17 protein-coding genes and 2 pseudogenes are annotated in these 19579 nt (G+C 61.2%); 2 read left to right on the forward strand and 17 right to left on the reverse strand.

The features are described from left to right. Nucleotides 1–47: 47 nt before the first annotated feature. On the forward strand, nucleotides 48–281 hold the full coding sequence (locus RHBS_RS02230) for a hypothetical protein (RefSeq protein WP_115304721.1): 234 nt from the start codon (nucleotides 48–50) through the stop codon (nucleotides 279–281). A gap of 52 nt (nucleotides 282–333) precedes the next feature. Here RHBS_RS02230 and RHBS_RS02235 read toward each other — a convergent pair whose 3' ends face one another. From RHBS_RS02235 to RHBS_RS02275, 9 genes and pseudogenes are all read right to left on the reverse strand, one after another. Beyond that, nucleotides 334–816, reverse strand: coding sequence for a hypothetical protein (locus tag RHBS_RS02235; protein ID WP_237668941.1), 483 nt, complete (start codon nucleotides 814–816; stop codon nucleotides 334–336). 271 nt (nucleotides 817–1087) lie between these two features. Beyond that, nucleotides 1088–2047: an MlaD family protein gene (locus RHBS_RS02240; protein WP_237668942.1), complete on the reverse strand. Its 960-nt coding sequence runs from the start codon at nucleotides 2045–2047 to the stop codon at nucleotides 1088–1090. Beyond that, the gene (locus RHBS_RS02245; RefSeq protein ID WP_128644722.1) at nucleotides 2044–3081 is read right to left on the reverse strand and encodes an MlaD family protein; all 1038 of its coding nucleotides are present in this window, start codon (nucleotides 3079–3081) and stop codon (nucleotides 2044–2046) included. Before RHBS_RS02245 ends, RHBS_RS02240 begins: the two co-directional genes overlap by 4 nt. After that, nucleotides 3081–4130 (reverse strand): MlaD family protein, encoded by a 1050-nt coding sequence (locus RHBS_RS02250; RefSeq protein WP_128644723.1) that lies wholly within the window; start codon nucleotides 4128–4130, stop codon nucleotides 3081–3083. Before RHBS_RS02250 ends, RHBS_RS02245 begins: the two co-directional genes overlap by 1 nt. Continuing rightward, complete coding sequence (locus RHBS_RS02255; protein WP_027498254.1) at nucleotides 4124–5119, reverse strand: MlaD family protein; 996 nt, start codon at nucleotides 5117–5119, stop codon at nucleotides 4124–4126. The genes RHBS_RS02250 and RHBS_RS02255 overlap by 7 nt, the downstream gene beginning before the upstream one ends. After that, entirely contained in the window at nucleotides 5116–6123 is a 1008-nt protein-coding gene (locus RHBS_RS02260) for an MlaD family protein (protein ID WP_128644724.1), read from the reverse strand. Before RHBS_RS02260 ends, RHBS_RS02255 begins: the two co-directional genes overlap by 4 nt. Then, nucleotides 6120–7154 carry an MlaD family protein gene (locus tag RHBS_RS02265; protein WP_128644725.1) on the reverse strand — a complete coding sequence of 345 codons (1035 nt, stop codon included), beginning with the start codon at nucleotides 7152–7154 and terminating at the stop codon, nucleotides 6120–6122. Before RHBS_RS02265 ends, RHBS_RS02260 begins: the two co-directional genes overlap by 4 nt. Before the next feature lie 8 nt (nucleotides 7155–7162). Next, nucleotides 7163–8025, reverse strand: a pseudogene (locus RHBS_RS02270) (ABC transporter permease). Between the two features lie 10 nt (nucleotides 8026–8035). After that, nucleotides 8036–8794 carry an ABC transporter permease gene (locus RHBS_RS02275; RefSeq protein WP_027498258.1) on the reverse strand — a complete coding sequence of 253 codons (759 nt, stop codon included), beginning with the start codon at nucleotides 8792–8794 and terminating at the stop codon, nucleotides 8036–8038. A 336-nt stretch (nucleotides 8795–9130) separates the two neighbouring features. On the opposite strand from RHBS_RS02275, the gene RHBS_RS32040 reads away from it, so the two are divergent. Beyond that, the gene (locus tag RHBS_RS32040) at nucleotides 9131–9334 is read left to right on the forward strand and encodes an integrase core domain-containing protein (RefSeq protein ID WP_141214819.1); all 204 of its coding nucleotides are present in this window, start codon (nucleotides 9131–9133) and stop codon (nucleotides 9332–9334) included. 146 nt (nucleotides 9335–9480) lie between these two features. On the opposite strand, the pseudogene RHBS_RS02285 reads toward RHBS_RS32040, so the two are convergent. The 8 genes and pseudogenes from RHBS_RS02285 to RHBS_RS02320 form a co-directional block, all read right to left on the reverse strand. Further along, nucleotides 9481–10676 (reverse strand): annotated as a pseudogene (locus tag RHBS_RS02285) (IS110 family transposase). 437 nt (nucleotides 10677–11113) lie between these two features. Further along, entirely contained in the window at nucleotides 11114–12178 is a 1065-nt protein-coding gene (locus tag RHBS_RS02290) for a BtrH N-terminal domain-containing protein (RefSeq protein ID WP_027498261.1), read from the reverse strand. Between the two features lie 45 nt (nucleotides 12179–12223). Then, complete coding sequence (locus tag RHBS_RS02295; protein ID WP_027498262.1) at nucleotides 12224–13060, reverse strand: SDR family oxidoreductase; 837 nt, start codon at nucleotides 13058–13060, stop codon at nucleotides 12224–12226. A gap of 394 nt (nucleotides 13061–13454) precedes the next feature. Next, nucleotides 13455–14195 carry a transglutaminase family protein gene (locus RHBS_RS02300; protein ID WP_027498263.1) on the reverse strand — a complete coding sequence of 247 codons (741 nt, stop codon included), beginning with the start codon at nucleotides 14193–14195 and terminating at the stop codon, nucleotides 13455–13457. Between the two features lie 69 nt (nucleotides 14196–14264). Then, the gene (locus RHBS_RS02305; RefSeq protein WP_027498264.1) at nucleotides 14265–15473 is read right to left on the reverse strand and encodes an NAD(P)/FAD-dependent oxidoreductase; all 1209 of its coding nucleotides are present in this window, start codon (nucleotides 15471–15473) and stop codon (nucleotides 14265–14267) included. Beyond that, on the reverse strand, nucleotides 15470–16858 hold the full coding sequence (locus tag RHBS_RS02310) for a cytochrome P450 (RefSeq protein WP_027498265.1): 1389 nt from the start codon (nucleotides 16856–16858) through the stop codon (nucleotides 15470–15472). The genes RHBS_RS02305 and RHBS_RS02310 overlap by 4 nt, the downstream gene beginning before the upstream one ends. Before the next feature lie 24 nt (nucleotides 16859–16882). Further along, nucleotides 16883–17203, reverse strand: a complete 321-nt coding sequence (locus RHBS_RS02315; RefSeq protein ID WP_027498266.1) for a 2Fe-2S iron-sulfur cluster-binding protein — start codon at nucleotides 17201–17203, stop codon at nucleotides 16883–16885. A 225-nt stretch (nucleotides 17204–17428) separates the two neighbouring features. Then, on the reverse strand, nucleotides 17429–19180 hold the full coding sequence (locus RHBS_RS02320) for an FAD-dependent oxidoreductase (protein ID WP_032375590.1): 1752 nt from the start codon (nucleotides 19178–19180) through the stop codon (nucleotides 17429–17431). Nucleotides 19181–19579: the final 399 nt, after the last annotated feature.

Genomic DNA, 19579 nt, shown 5'->3' on the forward strand with positions numbered 1-19579 from the left:
GCCGGCATCGCTGTGATGGATGAGCCTGAGCCGACGCGGCGTCCACCGTGATCTCGTCGCCACAACGCCATCTTCAGCGCCGTGGTGACCATCGCTGTGTCTTTGACCGTCGGCACGGCGAGGAGGCCTGCAAAATCCCGACATTCCCGATTATGTCGGTGTTCGACCACTCGCAAACTGACCCGATCGAGGGGCACCCGCAACCCGAAGAGATCACCCAACTCCTCACCGGCGTCGACCCCGCCGACATCTCCGACATCTGCGACCGCGTCGAAGAATGAGTACCGTCCTGCATCTTGCTCTTCGTGGAACTCCTTCTGCGGAGCAGCCGTCTCATTCAGCTGGGCCATAGTCCTGAATTTGCCAGCCCTGGGCGGTTTTCGTTACGACCACCTTCAACAATGTCGGCAGTTCACTCGGTTGTGGATTCTGCACGTTCTGCGTCTTCTGGCTCGCGAAGACCATCACCGTGTATTCTCCGTCGGCGTCACCGGTGTCACCGGTGTCACCGGTGACGCTGGTGGCCAAAACGCGTCCCGACGCCTGCACCTGGGCCTGCTGGATAATCTGGGTCAGCGTCGGCCGAACCTCGTCATACCGCTTGACTAGAGCCTCACCCGCGTCCTCTTTGACTGCCGCGAAAAAGGCGTCGGTGTTCTGGTAGCTGTAGGTCAGGGATCTGGTCGTGTAATCCGAGGCGGCCTTCGCCGCGGCGGCCCGTTGCGCGGCGTCGTTTTCCAATACCGACTTCGCTTCGTCGGCCTCGAGGTAGAGGTAGGCGAACACGCCGGCCAGCACAGCGAGCACCACGATCACGGCCGAAACCACCACGGCACGTGATCGCGGCGATGCTGACCAGCGGTGCCCACCTGGCGAGGGGGGGTTCGACGTCGCTGTCTCCAGCCCCAGCCGTGGCTACGGCGGACGCGGCTGGGGCGTTTTCGTCCATCAGTAGATCGCCATCCGGCGTCGCTGCTGCCGCGCTGTCCTCGACCTCAGTGGGCTCGGGGTGCGGTTTCGTTCGGTCGTCATTTGTCATGTGGGACCTTCTGTGTACTTACGGTGACAGTCGCTTGCGGACGGGGCGTCACCGTAGTGGCGGCGACACGGTGACGGGGACCTCGGCGCGACCTGGTCGCGACGCCGGGAAAGTTCGGCCGAGGAGGTCGCCGATCGACCCGAAGTCGACGTATGTGTCGGCGACTTTCTCGGTCGCCGGTTTCACCGCCCGGGTGATCGTCAGCAGATCCGGCTGCAGGATCTGAATATAGCCGTTGAGCTTTTCCACAAGCTTCAACACGGGAGGCCACTTGTCGTACGAGGTGGTTGTGAACCTGATGAACGCCCGTTGAAGCCGCGCCAGCCCGTTCACGGCGTCAGGGGTGCGTACAGATGCCGTAGTGAGGACGTCCCCGGCATTGGACAAGAGGCCGAGCAGGAACTCGGCGTTGTCCGCGGTCACCCGGACGGACCCATCTTTGCCGACGAAATCGACTACACGGTGCATCATGTCGCCGATCGTGTCGAGGTCGTCCTGCCGTCCGGCGACGGCCTCGGCGACGGTCTTGTTGATGGACTCGATCGATTCCGGGTCGAGCCCATCTGCCACTGCAGCCAACTTTGGCAACACCTGGGGAACCGATTGCGACACGTGCACCGCGTCCGCGGGCACCACGTCTCCGTTATCGAAGTACCCACCGGTTGCCGTGCCCGCGGGCACGAAGTTGATGTACTGTTCCCCCGCGAGCGACAGATTCTGGATAGACATCTCGCTGTCCTGGGGGATCTTGTGGTCGGAATCGATCGTCATCTCGACCTTAATTGCCGAATCCGCGACGTTGATCGAGGACACCTTTCCGACGGGTACCCCCCGCACCATCACCGGCGATGTGTCCAGCAGACCGCCTGAGCTGTCGATGATGGCGGTTAACGAGTACTCGGAGCGGGTGGGGTTGATGTGTGCCACGCCGACGACGAGGTAGCCGAGCCCTACGACGAACACGACGGCGAGAGCCAGTATCGATATGAGCGTGCTGCTGCGGTTCACGGCATCATTCCGATTGATCTCAACACGGTTATGAAGGATTCGGCGTCACGCCGCGCTAGGTCCCGACCATCGATGGAGATGTCCGAGAGGTTGATGTCGGGCGACCGCACGAATGGAATGAGTTTGTCGCGGATGACGCTCGTTGCCTGCTCCGTGACGGACTTCGAGTAGATGTCGGAGTTGGCGATCGAATCGATCACCGGGGCGATCCCGGCCACTGACTCCTTGATCCGTAAGTACTCCGGATCCACGATCCTGCCCGCGGACACAGCGAAATCACGCGAGTTGGCGATGAGTAACGCGACCTCGATCAGGGAGTAGCCGAGGCCAGAAAAGTTGCGTCCGCCCTTGGTCAGCATCCGGTCGATTCCCGACGGATCGTCCAAGATCACTTTCAGAGTCTGATCAGCCGACCTCAACACTACGTCGAGTTTGTCGGTATTCGAGGAGACCTCCGAGACGGTCTCCAGCGTTGTCTGATACAGGGCGTCGAATTGCTGCGGGTCCTTGGGGAACGTGGTGTTCAATGTCGAGATGGCGGTGTGGATCTTGTCGAGCTCACCGCCGCCGAGGACATTCGCCATTCCGCGCATGACGTCCTCGACATTTGCTGCCGGCTCGGTCCGTGCCAGCGGGATCACCGAACCCGACCGCAGCAAGGCACCCGTCGACGGCTCGGCTGGGGGAAGGATGGCAACGTAGATCTCACCAAGGAGAGTGTCCTGACGCAGCTCGGCTCGCGATTCGCCCGGCAGCTGAGTCGTGTTGTCGATGCGAGCTTTCACGACCGCATGCCCGTTCTCGTACGTGACATCTTCGACGAACCCGACGCTGATTCCCCCCGAGAGAACTTTTGCGAGGGCTGGCAGGTTGAGTGCGCTGGTGAACTCCATCTGGATGTCGTAGCCGTCCGCGTCGGAGGTCGCTATCGTCGGCGGATTGTCGGCGTTGATCCCACACGATGTTACGAAAACTATCGTTGCCATCAGTGCGACTATCGTGGGTCCGAGGCGTGCCCGGTTGACCGAGATCATCAGGCCCCTCCACCCATCATCCCGGCGATCGTCCTTGATGCATCGCTGGACCTGCAGACGCCGTTTGCCACCGGCGCGGCGCAGCTACTGACGAGGCTTCGCAAAGGCAGCGACACTGCGAACGCCTGCACAATTGACTTGGCATCGGGGTGTTTCACGATGAGGTCTGCCGTGCGGGCTGCTACTGCTGCCATCATGTCCGGCTGCTCTCCCATGTCGGCGATGAGCGGAACGGCAGCATCACCGATCGCGAATATCGGGGGACCGAAATCTGTTGCGAGCCGCGAGAGGATCGGTACGAACGTCCCCGCGTACTCGACTGCCGCGCCGAAGGTCTGGCCGTACGCGATGATGACCTCGATGGCACCGACGAAGTTGTCGAAGAGGGCGGTCAGCTCTTTGTCGTTCTCGGTTGCCACCCCCGTCAGTGTTGCGAGGTTCCCGACGATCCTGCGAATCTGTCCATCCCGCTTGGCCGGGTCGTTGATGAGCGTGGCTGAGTCCTTGATGATCCCGGCCACGTCGCCCTGCGTTCCTTCCAGATTGCGGGAGACGAGCTCGAGGGACTGCAAGATCGCGTCGGTGTTCCTGCCGTTGTCCTTGACCAGGTCCTCGGACAAGTTGCTGATCGAGTCGAGCGTCTGACTGATTCCCAGCGGGGTTCTCGTCTTACTCAACGGAATGCACTGATTCGTCTCGTATCGGGCTCCACCGGAGTACGGCTTGGTGAACTCGATTTGACGTTCGGTCACGATGGATGTCGACACCATAGTCGCGCCGACGTCGGCGGGCAGCGGCACGCTCTTGTCGATCCGCATGTCGATCCTTACACCGGACTGATCACTATTCTGGTGCACCCCGACGACGCTGCCTATCTTCTTGCCGAGCATGGCTACTGTGTTGCCTTCGAAGAGGCCCGATGCGTCGGTGAACTCGGCACACAGGGAGCGCGTGTCGTCGGACACCCTCCCCCCTATTTCCACACTAGCGACCACCACAACCACCACGGCGATCAGGAGCAACAGTCTTCGGATCCATGTAGTCAACATTTGTCGTCACCACTCGGAATGCACACACGAACCTCTGGTTCTGTGGTAGTCGACGCACCGACCGGCGCCTGGAGGAGGACGCCGAGGCGCTGAGTGATCTGATCAACCTGGGCCAGGGCATCGGAGTAGCCTGGCAGCTCTGACGACACCTTGTCGAGGAGCGTCTTGTATTGTTGGACAGACGGTTCGATTCCATCGCTGTAAGCCACGAGCGGCCTCGTGAGAAGTTTGAACAGACGACTGAGAAGGTCGAACCCGCCGCGGACGTTATCGATATCAGGTCCCAGTGTACTGGCAAGGAAGCTGAGTTGACGGAGAAAGTCGACCAGCACCTGTTTTTGATCGGCGAAAGCGTTGACGTATTCATCGGATAGAGCGACCGCTTTGTCGAGCTGACCGTACTGTCGCTCTAAGAGTTCCATCAAACTGCTGGTGTTCCTCAGTGCGTCGGGAATGTTTGTGTTGCCGTCGGAGAACGCATTCTGCAGCAGCGACGCAGTCTGACGGAGATCGACGCCCTTTACATCGCGGAACACCGGCGTCGTCGTCTCGAGCGTGTCCGAAATGTCGTAAGTACTCGATGTCTGAACAAGGGGGATCGCCCCCGACAGCGAGGTCGGTCCTGACCCTGGGTCCAGATCGAGAACTCGCCCGCCGATCGGCGTGATCAGGCGAACCGCTGCGGTGGCATCCGAACGGACTGGCACTGAGTCGTCGAGTCGAAATTCGACTGTGATAAACGTTCCCGCGAGGTCCACCGACGACACCGTTCCCTGTCTTATCCCCGCTATACGCACCTGATCACCCGACTCCAGCCCTCCGGTGTTGACCAGTTGAGCCGAGTACACCTTTTGGCCGGGCGGTGCGATATACACGGTCCCGGCGATTACCAGACCGACCACCACGGTCACCACCACCACAGCGGCGACGATGAGGTCGCGTCTGCGTTCGGACTGGTGATGCGGTCGATTTCGACTGAACAACCTCACTTACACACCACCAATCGTTGCCCCATAAGCGCAATCGTAGCTGTATCCGGCAGGGGCAGAAGGCCTTTCGAACATCGTGCCTCAGTCGGCGTGGAATTCGTCGAAGCGTTCAGCGAGTCCATAAGGGGCTTGAGCAGTACCGCGCCATTCAGTAGCCCCTCCAACTCCCCGGGTTCTCGCGCCAGACGCTGATAGATCGTCGCGAAACTCTGGTCGTACGTTGACTCAAGTTGCTCCCCGGCGATGACAGTTTTCTCCATGGACCGGTTGACCTCGCCTAGCGACTCCCGCAACCGGTCACTCGCGCGGCTGAAGGCGTCGACGATCGATCCCAGCTTGTCGACGAGTTCGACCAGCTGCGCCGAGCGGCCTTCGAGTTGGTCGGAGACCTGGCCGAGGCTCGTCACAATATTCGTGATGATCTCAGACCGCTGGTCCCCGTAGGCGGTGATGTTGGCGACCTGCTCCAGAACAGGCGATATACCCCTCCCATCACCTTGAGCAACGCGCAACAAGTTGGACTGCAGTTCATTGATCTCGTCGGCGTTAAGCGTGTCGAACACCGGCTTGAACCCGTTGAACAAGGTGGACACATCAAATGAGGGAACGGTCTTGTCGAGCGCCACCTGTGTAAGCGCCGCCCCCTGTGTCTTTCCCTGTGCCGCACCGATCAATTCGACATATCGCTGTCCGAGAAGATTCTGATACCTCACGGCGGCGGTAGTGCTCGACGTGATCGCGACGTCGTTGTTCAGTTGGAAATGAACGACCGCGGTGGGCCCTTTCAGGTCGATCGCCGTCACATAACCGACCTTGACTCCCGCCAACCGCACACCGTCGCGAGGCTTGAGCCCGGATGCATCGGAGAAGACCGCAGACCGTTCAGAACTCGGTCCGTCCGAGCTGGGTTCGAGGATGGCGATGATCACGTAGGTGAGAACGCCGATGACTGCGGCGAACGCGACGATCTTGACGATGGTGGGAGTTAACGACTTGAGCTTCATCTTCTTGGTCCTCCTGCTGCAAGCGCGCTCTGCAGCGCAGGTGACGTCTGCACTACCAGGGCGACCTGAAGTTGTACTCGCTCGCCGACTTGCGGCGTGGCGTTGTCGATGCTGTCCAGGATCTGCGGGATGGTGTAAATGGTCTGCGCGAGTCCCGATGCCGATCTGGCGACCGGCCTCGCCAGATCGAGGCCGACGTCCAGTAGTGAACTCAACGCCGGGTAGTTTTCGCTCAACAGTCCTAGTCCCCCGAACAGAAACTCGCCGTAGCTGTTGAGGTTGCCTGTGGCCTGTTTGATGGCCTCGTCGGTGGCGAAGAAGTCAGCGACGTCGACGTTTATGAGGATGCCCGGAACGAACGGCGTCATGAAATCGGCAACGCCCTGGGACAGGTCTGCTGCGATCGCCAAATCCTGGCCCACTGGACGCTGTTGAACGTCCCGAGTGAGCTGCGCGATCTGGAACATGAGCTTGCCGGCGTCGGCAAACGTTTGGGAATCATCGACGACAAACTTCACCACAGAATTGAACGCCGGCTGATCGAGAGCATCGACCAGCTTCGAGAGTTTTCGAATCAGGGTCGATACCGACGTTTGTTCGGACTGCTGCTTGTTGACATAGACACTGCCGCCATCACCGATTAACTCTCCCCGTCCGGGGTCGACAATCTCCAGTGCCGTTGGCCCCAGCGCGCTGGCGGACGTGTAATTCACGGCCAGGCCCTGACGCAACCGGATGTCGTCGTTCACTCCGGTGAGCTCGATTTTCACATTTACACTTTGGTCGCGCCCCGACACCGAGGACACCTTGCCCACCGTGAAGCCCCGATACTTCACCTCCGATCCGCCCTTCAACCCGTCACCAACCGCGTCGGTGGTGATCGTCACTGTCGTGTTGTCTTCATATTTTCCGGTCGCGTTGCCCGCCAGAAGATAGCCGGCAACCGTCACGACGACGAGGACACCGATCCCACGCAGGGTCAAGTTCGCCAGTGAGGGCGCGCGTCCTGATGGATCTTGAAATACAGCCACTTGAACTCCTAGCCCGAAATCTTGACGCCCGAATCGAAGCCCCACATCAGCAGGGTCAAGATCATGTCCTCCACGACGATGATGATGAGACTGCTGCGGATCGCTCGACCAGACGCGCGGCCGACGCCTTCTGCTCCGCCGCTGGCGTAGTAACCCTGGTAGCTGTGGATGATGACGACCGATACTACGAAAATGAGGACCTTGATGACCGAGAACACCAGATCCTGCGGTTTGAGGAACGCATTGAAATAGAAATCGTAGGTGCCACCTGACTGGCCGTGTAGAAGGATGACGACCAGCTTGGCCGCGCCGAAACTGAGTATCAGCGTTACGATGTAGAGGGGGATGATGGTAGTGATCGCCGCGACTACACGCGTGCTGACGATGTACGGAATCGGCCGCACCGCCATCGACTCGAGCGCATCGATCTCTTCGGCGATACGCATCGAACCTATTTCCGCAGTGAGGCGACAGCCGGCCTGGGCTGCGAAGCCGATCGCGGCGATCATCGGTGCGAACTCTCGAGTGTTGGCGTATGACGAAATGAATCCCGTAAGAGACCCCATCCCGACCAGGTCTAGCGAGGCGTAGCCCTGGATGCCGATGGACGCCCCGACAGCCATTCCGAGAATCACAAGCACGATCGCGGTACCCCCGCCGACCAGTACAGCGCCTCGTCCCCAGGCAAACTCCTGTATGAATAAAAACGTCTGTCGTCGATAGGTGGTTGCGACGTGCCGAATTCCGGCGACGGTGTCGATGGTGAATGTTGTAATGTGCCGAGCTGCGCGGGGACCTCAGCGAGGGGTGTCACAGCACGCACGATCGGACGAGTAACAAAACTATAACGGGTGGATGGTACTGCGGTCACGTGTTCTCCGTCATCCGATGGTCTGCGGGACGAACATGATGGTCAGTTGGGTGATGAACACGTTGATGACGAAGCACGCCACTACCCCTAGGACCACGGTGGCGTTGACAGATGTGGCCACACCTTTGGGGCCACCTTTCGTGGACAGGCCCCGATGACACGCGATTGTCACGACCACGAGACCGAACACCACTGACTTGATCAGCGCTACAAGGATGTCCGCCGATGATGCGAACGATGCGAACGATGCGACGTAGCTCCCCGGCGTGATGCCCTGGACGTTGACGCTAAGGATGTAGCCGGCCACGAGACCGGTAAACACGATGAGCATGCATAACATCGGAGCGACGATGAGAACCGCGACGAATCGAGGTGCGACGAGTCGACGTGTCGAATTTAGTCCGAGCGTCTCCATGGCATCGATTTCTTCACGGACGGTGCGTGCGCCAAGGTCAGAGGCGATGGCCGACCCTGCCGCACCACCGAGCAGGAGCGCGGTGACGATCGGTGCCCCCTGCTGAATGATCCCGAGTCCACCGGCGGCTCCGGCGATAGATGTGGCCCCGACCTGCTGGGTTAGACTTCCGACCTGCACCGAGACGATAACGCCGAACGGGATCGCGACCAGGATCGCTGGCAACGTCGTTACGGTGATGACGAACCACGTCTGTGTGACAAACTCCCGAAACGGAAACCGTCCGGTGACAATATCGCGCACGGCCCACCGCAATGCCTGGCCGGCGAGGGCAATCGAATTTCCAAAGGTCACAAGACTGGCTGTCGCTCGACCAGCAATTTCTGTATAGATACCGGTCTCTCCTCTTCTGTCTGCGCAGCTCGTCGCGATAAGGTGTTCGCACAGTATCAGGTACGTGCAGTACCTGGTACATGGTTTCGGGTAATCCCCGTCGGATTAATCACCTGAGAGGTTGGCGTGTCCCCAAGTGAACGGAGCCATCTCGATTTAGAGCCTTGACCCGGATCGAGCCGGGAGCGATCTTCCACTCCGAACTTGCCGTATGTACCTCGCGGGCTTACCGGGCTTACCGGGCTCTCGTGAGCTCTCCGCGGATGCGGTCTTCGCGGGGTGTTGTGGGGCAACAGTATGGCCGAAAGTTTCTTCGCTGATTTCAAGAACGAATGCGTCTACCGAACGATCTACTCCACCAAAAGCAAAGCACGACAAGACATCGTCAGATACATCGACGGCTTCTACAGTTCACAACACCGCCATTCGGCGCTCGGGTACCGAACCCCGAACGCTGTCCACTACAGTTACGGGCAGTCCGCAAACGCGGCTTCAGAATAGTCATCTCCAGTGTCGGAAATCCTCGCGGCAGATCAACCCCACGCACGGCATCCGACCGTGATCGTCGGCGAACGCGGGTACAACCGCTGCCGTTGGTACCGTTGGGGTGAACCTCACGCCTCAATAACGTGTCCCTATGGTTTCTGTCAAGCTGCGTGAGCTGCGGGCGGTTGGTACAGGGTCTTGTTCTTGAGCATGGCGTACAGGACGTCGCATCGGCGTCGAGCGAGGCAGATGAGCGCGGCGTTGTGTTTCCTGCCTTCGGCTCGCTTGCGGTCGTAGTAGGCGCGACTGGTGGGGTCGTGCAGCGCGGCGAAGGCCGAAAGGAACAACGCGCGTTTGAGTTTGCGGTTTCCTGATCACGCTAAATGCTCACCTCGGATCGAGGTGCCGGATCGGTGGGTCACGGGTGCGATGCCGGCGTAGGCGGCCAGGTGTCCTGCTGATTTGAATGCCGATCCGTCACCGACTTCGAGAAGGATGCGTGCGGCAGTCCTGACTCCGACGCCTGGCATCGAGATCAGGAGCGAGGAAAGAGGGTGGGCACCGAGCATCCTCTCGACGTCCGAGCCAACTGTGTTGCGTTGCTGCAGTGTCTCTTTGAGCGAGTCCGCCAGTTTGGGTAGAACAGTCTCGGCAGCCGCAGACCCGGGCACTACTACCGTCTGAGCCTCGAGTGCGGCGTAGATCTCCGCAACCAGTCTTGCCCCATCCTGAGCGCGTTTTTGGCGGCGAAGCGGTCAGTTTCCGCTTACCAGCAGCGCGGATGCCGCCGGGGCTACCGCAGCGGGACAGGATCTCGAGCACTGCCGGGTGTGTCACACGCGGTCCGAGGACTCGTTCGAGCGCGGGGTGAATGCCGGTCAGCAGTCCGCGGATTCGGTTGCTGACGCGGGTTGCTTCACCGGCGAGATCGTCATCAAAACCGATCAGCACACCGAGCTCGGCGAGTGTGTCATCACCGGTATCGACTCGTCGCAGCGTGTGGGGCATGGTCCGGGCCGTGTCGGCGATGATGAACGCAGGCCCGCGCATCAGTTTTGGCTTGCCTTGGATACAGATCTGCGATGCGGCGCATCGACAGACCCGGTAGGGACGCGAACTGGTGCTCGCAGGATCGGGAGACGGTGACCGGCAGGGCGTCGCCGATCGTATTAGGCTGATCGACGACGATCAACAGCGGCCCGCGCGTGGCGAGGCGGTCGAACACTGTGCGCAGGCGGGCCTCGTCATTGGGTAGGGCTTTGCCGTACAGACGGGTTCCGTCGAAGGCGAGACCGACGGCGTGATGTTCGGATTTTCCCACGTCGATGCCGCAAAACACGGCGTAGCTCGTGGCCATGAAGCAGTCCTTCGTCCGGTCACCGATCCGACGTCAACACCCGGCGACAGCCCCCCCACCCCCCGGATCATCGATGACAGGGGCGAGAAGTCATACCGGGTCTGGCTACCGTAGCCCTCGGTTTCAAGTATCAGCTAGAAGATAACGGGCCTGGCCCGATAGCGCACACGACGCGGCCGTCGAGCCGAAAACGGTGACCGCGAACATCGAAGGCTTCCGTTGGCGGCTGAATTGTTGTCGGCGCGGGGCAGGGATCAGGGTCTGTTGCCGAGCAACGACACGGCATCGATGCAGCGTCCACCGAGAGGCGTTCGACCGTTCCGTCCGGCAACTCTTCGGTCGTTCGGTGCCTCCGCACGCCTGCGGCGATCCGGCACGAGCGGCTGCAGCACAGTGCGATGCACCGTCTACCGCGCGCCGTCGAACGACGATGGGCATCATCTCGTGATGGCGGACAGCGAGCGTGAAGCAGACTCCAGGGACTCCACCAGGATCAGCTCGAGTGCAGGCAGTTCGGCAGCCGACACGGCCACCGCAGCTGCGCGTGTTCGCACATCGAGACCGCGTTGTGTTCCGGCGCGGGCAGTTTCGGTCCAGGCCTGGGCGCAGTGATCGGCGGCCACCGCGAGGTCTGCGGTAGCGGGATCACCGGTCAGACGTGCAATCTCGGTACAGCCGTCGGCGAGAAGCCGACGAAAGAGCCCGCCTCCGGTTCCGGCCTTTTCGATGAAGATACCGAGACTGAACAGCAGCGTCTCGAGGTCATCGGGCGGAAGGTCGACCCAGCTCTTGACGTCGGTTGCCAGCTGGTCGACCGCGGCCAATCCTTCGGCACCGGCCGCTGGTACGTGGTCGGCTATTCCCGGTGTCGATGGGGCGCGCATGCTGGCGGCGGATCGGGCGAAGGCCGCGGCCGCGGCAGTCGACACGGGCGGCAGTGTCTGCGGCCATGTGATTCGGTACGTGCAGTGACGTGTCGGTTGCGGGAACGAGGTGGAAGATCGCGCCCGAGCGAGCGCGTCGAGCGGGATCTCCTGCACATCGGCCCGATCGTTGTCGACGACCGAGGCAGTCCCCCCGATCTCGTCGTAGCCGATCACCACGATGTCGTGACGACTCATCTGCAGTTTCACCCGTAGGTAGGGCAGCTCAGCGATATCGGCCCAGACCAGACTGGGTCGTCCCGCATCGATGTCGTCGCGAACCCATGACCATCCCTCAGCGGGATCGTCGGTCGTGAGAACCTCGACTTGTCCGCCGAGCCTGCGCGGTAAGTCGATCTCGAAGTCGGCACCGCGGCCGACCAGGTACATCGGTGGGACCAGGTCGTCCGATCGCAGGTAGGACAAACCCAGATCACCACCCAGTGCGAACACCAACCCCTCGTCGGGTGGTCCGTCCCATCCCAGACCGTGCCACTGGAGAAGGTCTCGCATTGCACCTGACCCGCAGTGCCCTCCCATCCGGTGGGGATAGTTCTCGATCAGAGTCGTGTGGGTCACTGTGGCTGCCTTTCGGGTGGTTGGTCGAGCGCGCTTGTCGCACGCTCAGCTGTTCCGGATTCTGTCGAGATACGTTCGGCGAGCAGCCATGTCGACGTCCGCGAGGAACACCGAATCTGTGTTCAGGGCCGCACCCAGTCCGGTCGCCAGACGCCGGGGGACGAATTTCACCGCCGCGACCATTGCGCCGGCGAGACGGGTGACGCGGACGAAGGGGCGTGGATTCTCGATCAGATCTGCTGTCGCGCGGGCGATCTCCTCCGGCTCGGCGTTGCGTAATCCCTTTGCGCCGGCGGTTCCGGCGACGAGTTCGGTGTTGGTGAACGTCGGGCGGACTGTGGACAGTCGAACCCCTGACTTGCGGTACTCCAGTCGTGCGGCCTCTGTGAATCCGATGACTGCGAACTTGGTAGCGCAGTAGGTCGCCAAACCAGGTACCGCGAGCTCGCCGGCCAATGACGCAGTGTTGATGATGTGTCCGGTGCGGCGCGGCAGCATGCGCTGAAGAGCCAGTTTGGTCCCGAAGATGACCCCCAGGACGTTGATCTCGACTTGCCGCCGGGTTACTGCATCGTCCTCTTCGTGGGCGTGGCCGGTAGGCATGATGCCCGCGTTGTTGATCAGGATGTCGAGGGGTCCGAGTTCACGTTCGACCAGGTCCAGAAACGTTGTGAACGAGTCAGGTTCGGTGACGTCGAGTCGGGTGACGACCTTCACCCCGAGTTCGGCGGCGGCCTCCTTCGCACGTGCCTCGTCGATGTCGCCGATGGCGACCCGGTGGCCTCGTCGAATCAACTCCTTCGCTGTCTGATAGCCGATGCCGCGAGCTCCACCTGTGATCGCCACGGTCCTGGCGGGGGTGTGAGGTGCGTTGTTCGTCATGCTGCGCTCCTTGCATAGATGAGAGACGTCGGTAGACGCCTGTCGGCCCGCTCTCGCGGTAGCGGCTGCGCACACGGGAGAGGGATATGGGTATCGCGCGTCGTCTCGTGCCCGGGGAGGCGTTCGGATCGGTCGTTCATCGCCCGCAGCCGCAACCCCAGCGGCAGAACGGGTCTCGTCTGTTCGGTGCAACTTCCGGTGTCGGCCTTACCACGGCCGCGGCGACGAGACAGTCATGTGGCACAGCTCTGCCAGCAGGTATCGGCTCACCCGATTCGAAGGTGTCCGAGGCGGTCCGAGTGTTCACGATCGCGATTGTTCGCGGAGAGAGCTCCGACCGATCGGCAGTCGGCCGCGATACGGGGTTCGGCGCGTATGTTCTCACCGCTTGTGTTCATCGAGACTCCCGCGGCGAGTTTCGATCCCCGGGAGTTTCGTCCGGCCGGGTGCGGCCGGTGAAAACATCATCGAGTGGGTGAGCGCCCGTGAAGATCGTGGGGCCGTAGGCGTGCCGAAGCACCGTCAAGATCGCGTTCAAGGGTAGGTCGTCGAAGACTCCTCGCTCGCGGACATACTCCATGTGCTGAGCTCCGTCTGCGGTGAAGGCATGCATGAGAGCATCGCGATCGCCGTCGAATTCCACTGGCGGCACGCCGAAACGAGCGCACAACTCGACATTGAATGCCGGCGTGGCCTTCAACCACCGGCCCTCGATGTAGAGGCGACTGTAGCCGTGGTAGACGAACAGATCGGTGCCGCCCATCAGCGCGCGCAACGTCTCGGTCTGCAGGTGATTTCGGACGTCGGCGAAGCCGAGCAGTGCCGGGATACCCGCCGCCCGGCACACTGCGGTCAACAGCACCGCCTTCGGGACGCAGTAAGCGCGCCCAGTCTCGAGGACGAAGCTCGCCCGATAGTGGGCCGGATCGTCCGACACGGTGTACGGGTCGTACCAGATCCGGTCGCGGACGGCGGCAAAGAGGCGTCTGGCCTTGTCACGGTCGCTGCTCGCATCCCCGATTGCCGCGGCGGTGAACGCCCGCACGGATTCGTGCTCGATGTCGAGGAAGTCCGTTGCTCCCAGGTACGCGTGTGGTGTCTGCGTAGTATGTGCCCCGGGCGGGCGGTCTGTCATGGTCATCGCTGATGTTCCCTATTCTGAGCAAACCGGTTGCTGTTGTGTGCACAACGACCGAAGGATCGGTCAGTTGCGCGCGAGTCCGCCGAGCATCAGGTCTTCGCGTTGGACGGGGAGTCGCTGGGCGATCACCCGTTTGCTGTACATGAACTCGCGCGGGCGACCTATGCAGTCGGCGGCAATGAGCTCACCGGCCTGGAGATAGAAGCAACTGAAATCACTGTCGCGGCTGGGGTCACCACTGAGAACCACTTCGTCGTATCCAGTGTTGAGGCCGGCGATCTGCAGCTTGAAATGATACTGATCTGACCAGAACCACGGCAACGCTTCGATTTTTCTGGACTTCCCGCAGGCGGTCGAGGCCGCGACTTTGGCCTGCTCTCCTGCGCTCGAGACGGACTCCAACCGTAGTCGACGGCCGTAACGGGCCATGTCGTGGCTCGCGCAGTCCCCCGCCGCCATGATGTCGGGGTCGTTGGTCCGAGTGTGATCGTCGATCACGATGCCGTTGTCGATGACAAGACCCGCATCGGCGGCGAGGTCGGTGTTCGGCTCGACGCCGACACCGACGATGACCAGATCTGCGGGGATCGATTCCCCGCTGGCCAAACTGACTTCACGAACCTCACGGTCACCGGACAGGCCTTCGACCATCGCGTTCGTTCTGATGTCGACTCCCTGCTCGCGATGTATCCGCTCGAAGAACGTCGATACCTCGGGAGCAGTGACCCGCTCGAGCACACGCCCAGTTGCCTCGAGGACTGTGACCTGTACGCCCAGTGCGCGCAGCGATGCCGCTGTCTCGAGTCCGATGTAGCCGCCTCCGACGATCACCACCCGCCGGCCAGGGCCGGTGGCCATACGGATCCTCTCGACGTCCGCTGCGGTGCGCAGGTAGTAGACCCCGTGGAGATCGGCCCCGGGAACGGTGAGCCGACGAGGGCGGGCTCCCGTGCACAGCGCGAGCTTGTCGTAGGCCAGCTTCTCCCCGGTGTCGAGAACGACGTTGCCTTCCGACCGAACGATGGCCTCCACCTGCGCGTTCAGGAGCTGAATACCTTGCTTGGAGTAGAAGTCCGTGCTGCGAATGGCGATATCGTCGAGTACGCATTTGCCCGCCAGGTATGCCTTCGACAGCGGGGGGCGTTGATAGGGAGCGGCAGACTCGTTACCGATGAGGACGATCTCGCCTGCCCAACCTTCTTGGCGCAAACTAGCTGCCAGTTGTGCCCCAGCATGGCTTGCGCCGACGATGATCGCCCGTTGCGATGTCATGCGCTGGAAGTAGGCGTCAGGCGCACCATCATCTTGCTGATGCCCCGCACGAAATTCGACTGAACATACTCGGGGTCGCCGACGACCTCGATGTTCTCGAAGCGGGGAAGCAACTCCTCCCACAGAATCCGCAGCTGCATTTCGGCCAGCCGATTGCCCATACACCGGTGTACACCGAATCCGAACGCGATGTGATTGCGCGCATTGGCACGATCGATGATGAAATCATCAGGATTCTCGAAAACGCGTTCGTCGCGGTTACCCGAGGCATACCACATCACCAATTTGTCACCCTTGCGGATGAATTGTCCGTTCAGAACGGTGTCGGCTTTGGCAATTCGGCGCATGTACGCCAAGGGTGTTTGCCATCGGATGATTTCCGAGTTCATGTTGGGGATCAAATCGGGATTGGCCTTCAATTTCTCGAACTGGTCGGGGAATTGGTTCAACGCAAGAACGCCACCGCTCATCGAGTTACGCGTCGTGTCGTTCCCACCGACGATCAGCAGGACGAGGTTGCCCAGAAATTCCATCGGACGATCGATCAGATCCTTGGTGTCCTCGTTGCTCTGCAACATGGTGATCAGATCGAAACCGGACTCTTCCCCTGCAGACCTCCTGGCTGCTTTGTCATGCCAGAGAGCGCTGAGGCCACGGGCCATGTCACGCATGCCCTCGAACACCTCGTCGTTGTCCGAGGGCCCACCGTTGGCTTGCTCCATCGAGGTTGCCAAATCGGACCAGTAGACGAGTTTGCGGCGTTGTTCGTAGGGGAAATCCAGAAGAGTTGCGAGCATCCGAGCTGTCAACTCGATCGAGACATTCTGCACCCAGTCGAACGGCTCGTTCAGGGGGAGGTCGTCCAATACCTCCCGTACCCGCGATCGGATCAGTCCCTCCATCTCCCGGAGGTTCTTCGGTGCGACAACCCCCTGGACGGCAGCGCGCTGCTTGTCGTGGCGTGGCGGGTCCATCGCGATGAACATCTCGATATCGAGAAACCGGGGCGGGACGCCGATGACGATGAACGGTTCGGCCGAGAACACAGCGTGGTTCTTGTCGACGGCCACGATATCGGCATGGCGCGTGACCGACCAGAACGGGCCGAACGGACTGTTGGGTTGGTAATGAACCGGTGCCTCGTTCCGCACGCGCTCGAAGTACGACTGCCACCGCCCTTGTCTGTAAAGAAAGGGGTTACTGAGGTCGATGTCGGCGAGCTCGACATCCTCGACCGGTGGAATGGGACTTTCGACGAAGATCTTCTTGCCATTCGTGCCAGTCACCCACCGTCGGGTCTTGTCGTACAGATGAGCGCCCTGGATCTGCAGCCCTATAGGGATGGTCGACTGGACCTTGTCGGTGATCGACTCAGAAACTTTCATGCTGTCGTGCCTGCCTTTCACACATCACAATTGGAATTCAGGTGTTCGAACGATCAGGCCATCCCACGCTTCCGAGGCCACCATCTGGCACGACAACCGAGACGTGGGTTCACGCTCGGGGTTCATAGCCAGCATCTCCTCCTCGTTGGCACCGGACAGACCCACCTCTCCTGACCACTGCGGGTCGACGATCACATGGCAGGTGCCACAGGCCGTTTCGCCCCCACAGTCTCCATCGATCCCCGGCACAGCATTGTCGGTTGCAATCTGCATCAACGATCGACCTTCGACCAAGCCCGCCTCGTGCTTCCCACCATCGTGGGCGACGAAAGTTACAACTGCCATGTCAACTCCTCAATTTTCTTCGCGATTGATAACAGTGTCGCCGCAAACGTGAATGGCGGCCATGTTACGTAGAGTCAAAAACTTGTGAATTCGGGTCAGACGGTTCGCCCCAGAGATCCGACCTGAGTCCACTCCAGATGTGGAGTGCGACAACTCTGCGCTCCGCACGAAGGCATCGAGCGGATGGGCTCCTGTTTCGAAATGCGCGCTCACCAAGTACTTCTTTCACCGCGAAGCCGTCTCACCGGCGACCAGATGGCCATTTCGGATCTCGACGATAGGCAATCTCAGTCCACCCGGAGCGTCCACCGGAACAACGGGCGAGTTGGGGGCGATGGGATCGAGCCGCTGATACGGAAGCCCCTGTGCCGGACGAAGATCCAGCTCGCCCTTGTTCGGCCACAGTGCGGCGGACCGCTCGGCCTGCGCACTGATGGTCAGCGACGGATTGACCCCGAGGTTTGCCGACACGGCCGCCCCGTCCACCACGCTCAGCGTCGGGTAGCCGTGGACGCGGTGGTACGGATCGATGACGCCGTGCGCCGAATCCGAGGCGATGGCGCAGCCGCCGAGGAAGTGGGCGGTGAGCGGAATGTTGAACAGCTCTCCCCAGGTACCGGCCGCGAGGCCGCCGATCTTCTTGGCGATCCGCCGGGTGGCGTCGTTGCCTTCGGGGATCCACGTCGGATTCGGCTCCCCGTGGCCCTGCCTGCTGGAGATCGTGCGGCCGAACGGCCCACGCTTGGTGAACGTGGTGATCGAGTTGTCCAGGTTCTGCATCACCAGCGCGATGATGGTGCGCTCGCTCCAGTGCCGGACATTGACGACGCGGACGAACTGAATCGGATGCGCGATCATCGCGAACACGAATTTGAGCCAACGCGGAATCTTTCCTCCGCCGTCGGTCATCAGGGCCTGCAGCATGCCCATCGCGTTCGAACCCTTGCCGTAGCGGCACGGCTCGATGTGGGTGTTGGGACTGGGGTGGAACGAGGACGTGATGGCAACGCCACGCGTGAGATTCATCGACGGGTCCACCTCGTATTTGGTCGCTCCGACGATCGACTCGGAGTTGGTACGCGTCAGTTCGCCGAGTGTGTCCGACAGCTTGGGCAGAGCGCCCGTGTCTTTCATCTTGTGCAGCAGATTCTGGGTGCCCCAGGTACCGGCTGCCAGAACGACATTTGCCGCGCTGTACGTCTTCTTGCCCTTGCGGAGCCGAGCGCCGGTGCGCTCGGTGTCGACATCCCAGGTGCCGTCGGATCGGGGGCGCAGGCCGGACACCGTCGTCATCGGCACGATCTCGGCTCCTGCGCGCTCGGCGAGACCGAGGTAGTTCTTGAGCAGGGTGTTCTTGGCTCCGTGGCGGCAACCGGTCATGCACTCACCACATTCGATGCAACCGGTGCGCTCGGGGCCTGCGCCGCCGAAGTACGGGTCCGGGACGGTCTTGCCGGGCTCGTCACCGAAAAACACGCCCACCGGTGTCTGAATGAAAGTGTCGGCGACGCCCATGTCCTCGGCGACCGACTTCATCACCTCGTCGGCAGGGGTCATGTGCGGATTGCGCACCACGCCCAGCATGCGGGTGGCCTGGTCGTAGAACGGCGAGAGCTCACTGCTCCAGTCGGTGATGTGCGCCCACTGCTTGTCCTCGAAGAACGGTGTCTGCGGCTTGTAGAGGGTGTTCGCGTAGTTCAGCGATCCACCGCCCACTCCGGCACCGGCGAGGATGAGGCAATCGCGCAGCAGGTGTACGCGCTGGATGCCGTACAGACCGAGTTTCGGTGCCCACAGGAAACGCTTGAGATCCCAACTGTTCTTCGCGAAGTCCTTGTCCTCGAAGCGTTGCCCGGCTTCCAGGATCCCAACGCGGTACCCCTTCTCCACCAGCCTCAGCGCGGTGACACTTCCGCCGAAGCCCGAACCGACGATCAGAACGTCGTAATCGATTGAACTGCTCGGTGGCGTCGCCATGGCGTCTCCTTCTGGTTCTTCAAACCGGATAACTGCTCCTCGCCCCAGGGGCCTGGACCCCAGCGCAAGAGTGCGCCCCCTCGACGGTGAGACCAAAGCCGACCGCCTGCCTACACAGGCACACTACTATACAGACGATGGCTTTTTGTCCAATTAATTGACAGATGCAGCCTGCGTGTACAGATACTAGTGATGCAGCTCATCAACCACAAGCCGCTGACGCTTCCGTCACCGGCGAGCCGAACCGAAAGGAGCCGGTGCGTCAGAAGCCAGCAAGGAGGGCTCTGACGAGAAGCCGAGGTGCACAGGCGGCGGGGCAAGCCCCGAGATCGACAAGCTAGATCCGCAGCGATCGTCACCGAAATGGCGTGCCGCTCCAGAATTGAACTACCAGGGTAG

It is taken from the genome of Rhodococcus sp. BS-15, assembly GCF_000813105.1.
In the GTDB taxonomy this organism is placed as follows: domain Bacteria; phylum Actinomycetota; class Actinomycetes; order Mycobacteriales; family Mycobacteriaceae; genus Rhodococcoides.

Bases quoted from the DNA above. Each gene is read 5' to 3' on its own strand.
- RHBS_RS02295 (WP_027498262.1), bottom strand. From the start codon at position 13,060: ATGACGAACAACGCACCTCACACCCCCGCCAGGACCGTGGCGATCACA.
- RHBS_RS02300 (WP_027498263.1), bottom strand. From the start codon at position 14,195: ATGACAGACCGCCCGCCCGGGGCACATACTACGCAGACACCACACGCG.
- RHBS_RS32040 (WP_141214819.1), top strand. From the start codon at position 9,131: ATGGCCGAAAGTTTCTTCGCTGATTTCAAGAACGAATGCGTCTACCGA.
- RHBS_RS02260 (WP_128644724.1), bottom strand. From the start codon at position 6,123: ATGAAGCTCAAGTCGTTAACTCCCACCATCGTCAAGATCGTCGCGTTC.
- RHBS_RS02310 (WP_027498265.1), bottom strand. From the start codon at position 16,858: ATGAAAGTTTCTGAGTCGATCACCGACAAGGTCCAGTCGACCATCCCT.
- RHBS_RS02250 (WP_128644723.1), bottom strand. From the start codon at position 4,130: ATGTTGACTACATGGATCCGAAGACTGTTGCTCCTGATCGCCGTGGTG.
- RHBS_RS02305 (WP_027498264.1), bottom strand. From the start codon at position 15,473: ATGACATCGCAACGGGCGATCATCGTCGGCGCAAGCCATGCTGGGGCA.
- RHBS_RS02320 (WP_032375590.1), bottom strand. From the start codon at position 19,180: ATGGCGACGCCACCGAGCAGTTCAATCGATTACGACGTTCTGATCGTC.
- RHBS_RS02245 (WP_128644722.1), bottom strand. From the start codon at position 3,081: ATGATCTCGGTCAACCGGGCACGCCTCGGACCCACGATAGTCGCACTG.
- RHBS_RS02315 (WP_027498266.1), bottom strand. From the start codon at position 17,203: ATGGCAGTTGTAACTTTCGTCGCCCACGATGGTGGGAAGCACGAGGCG.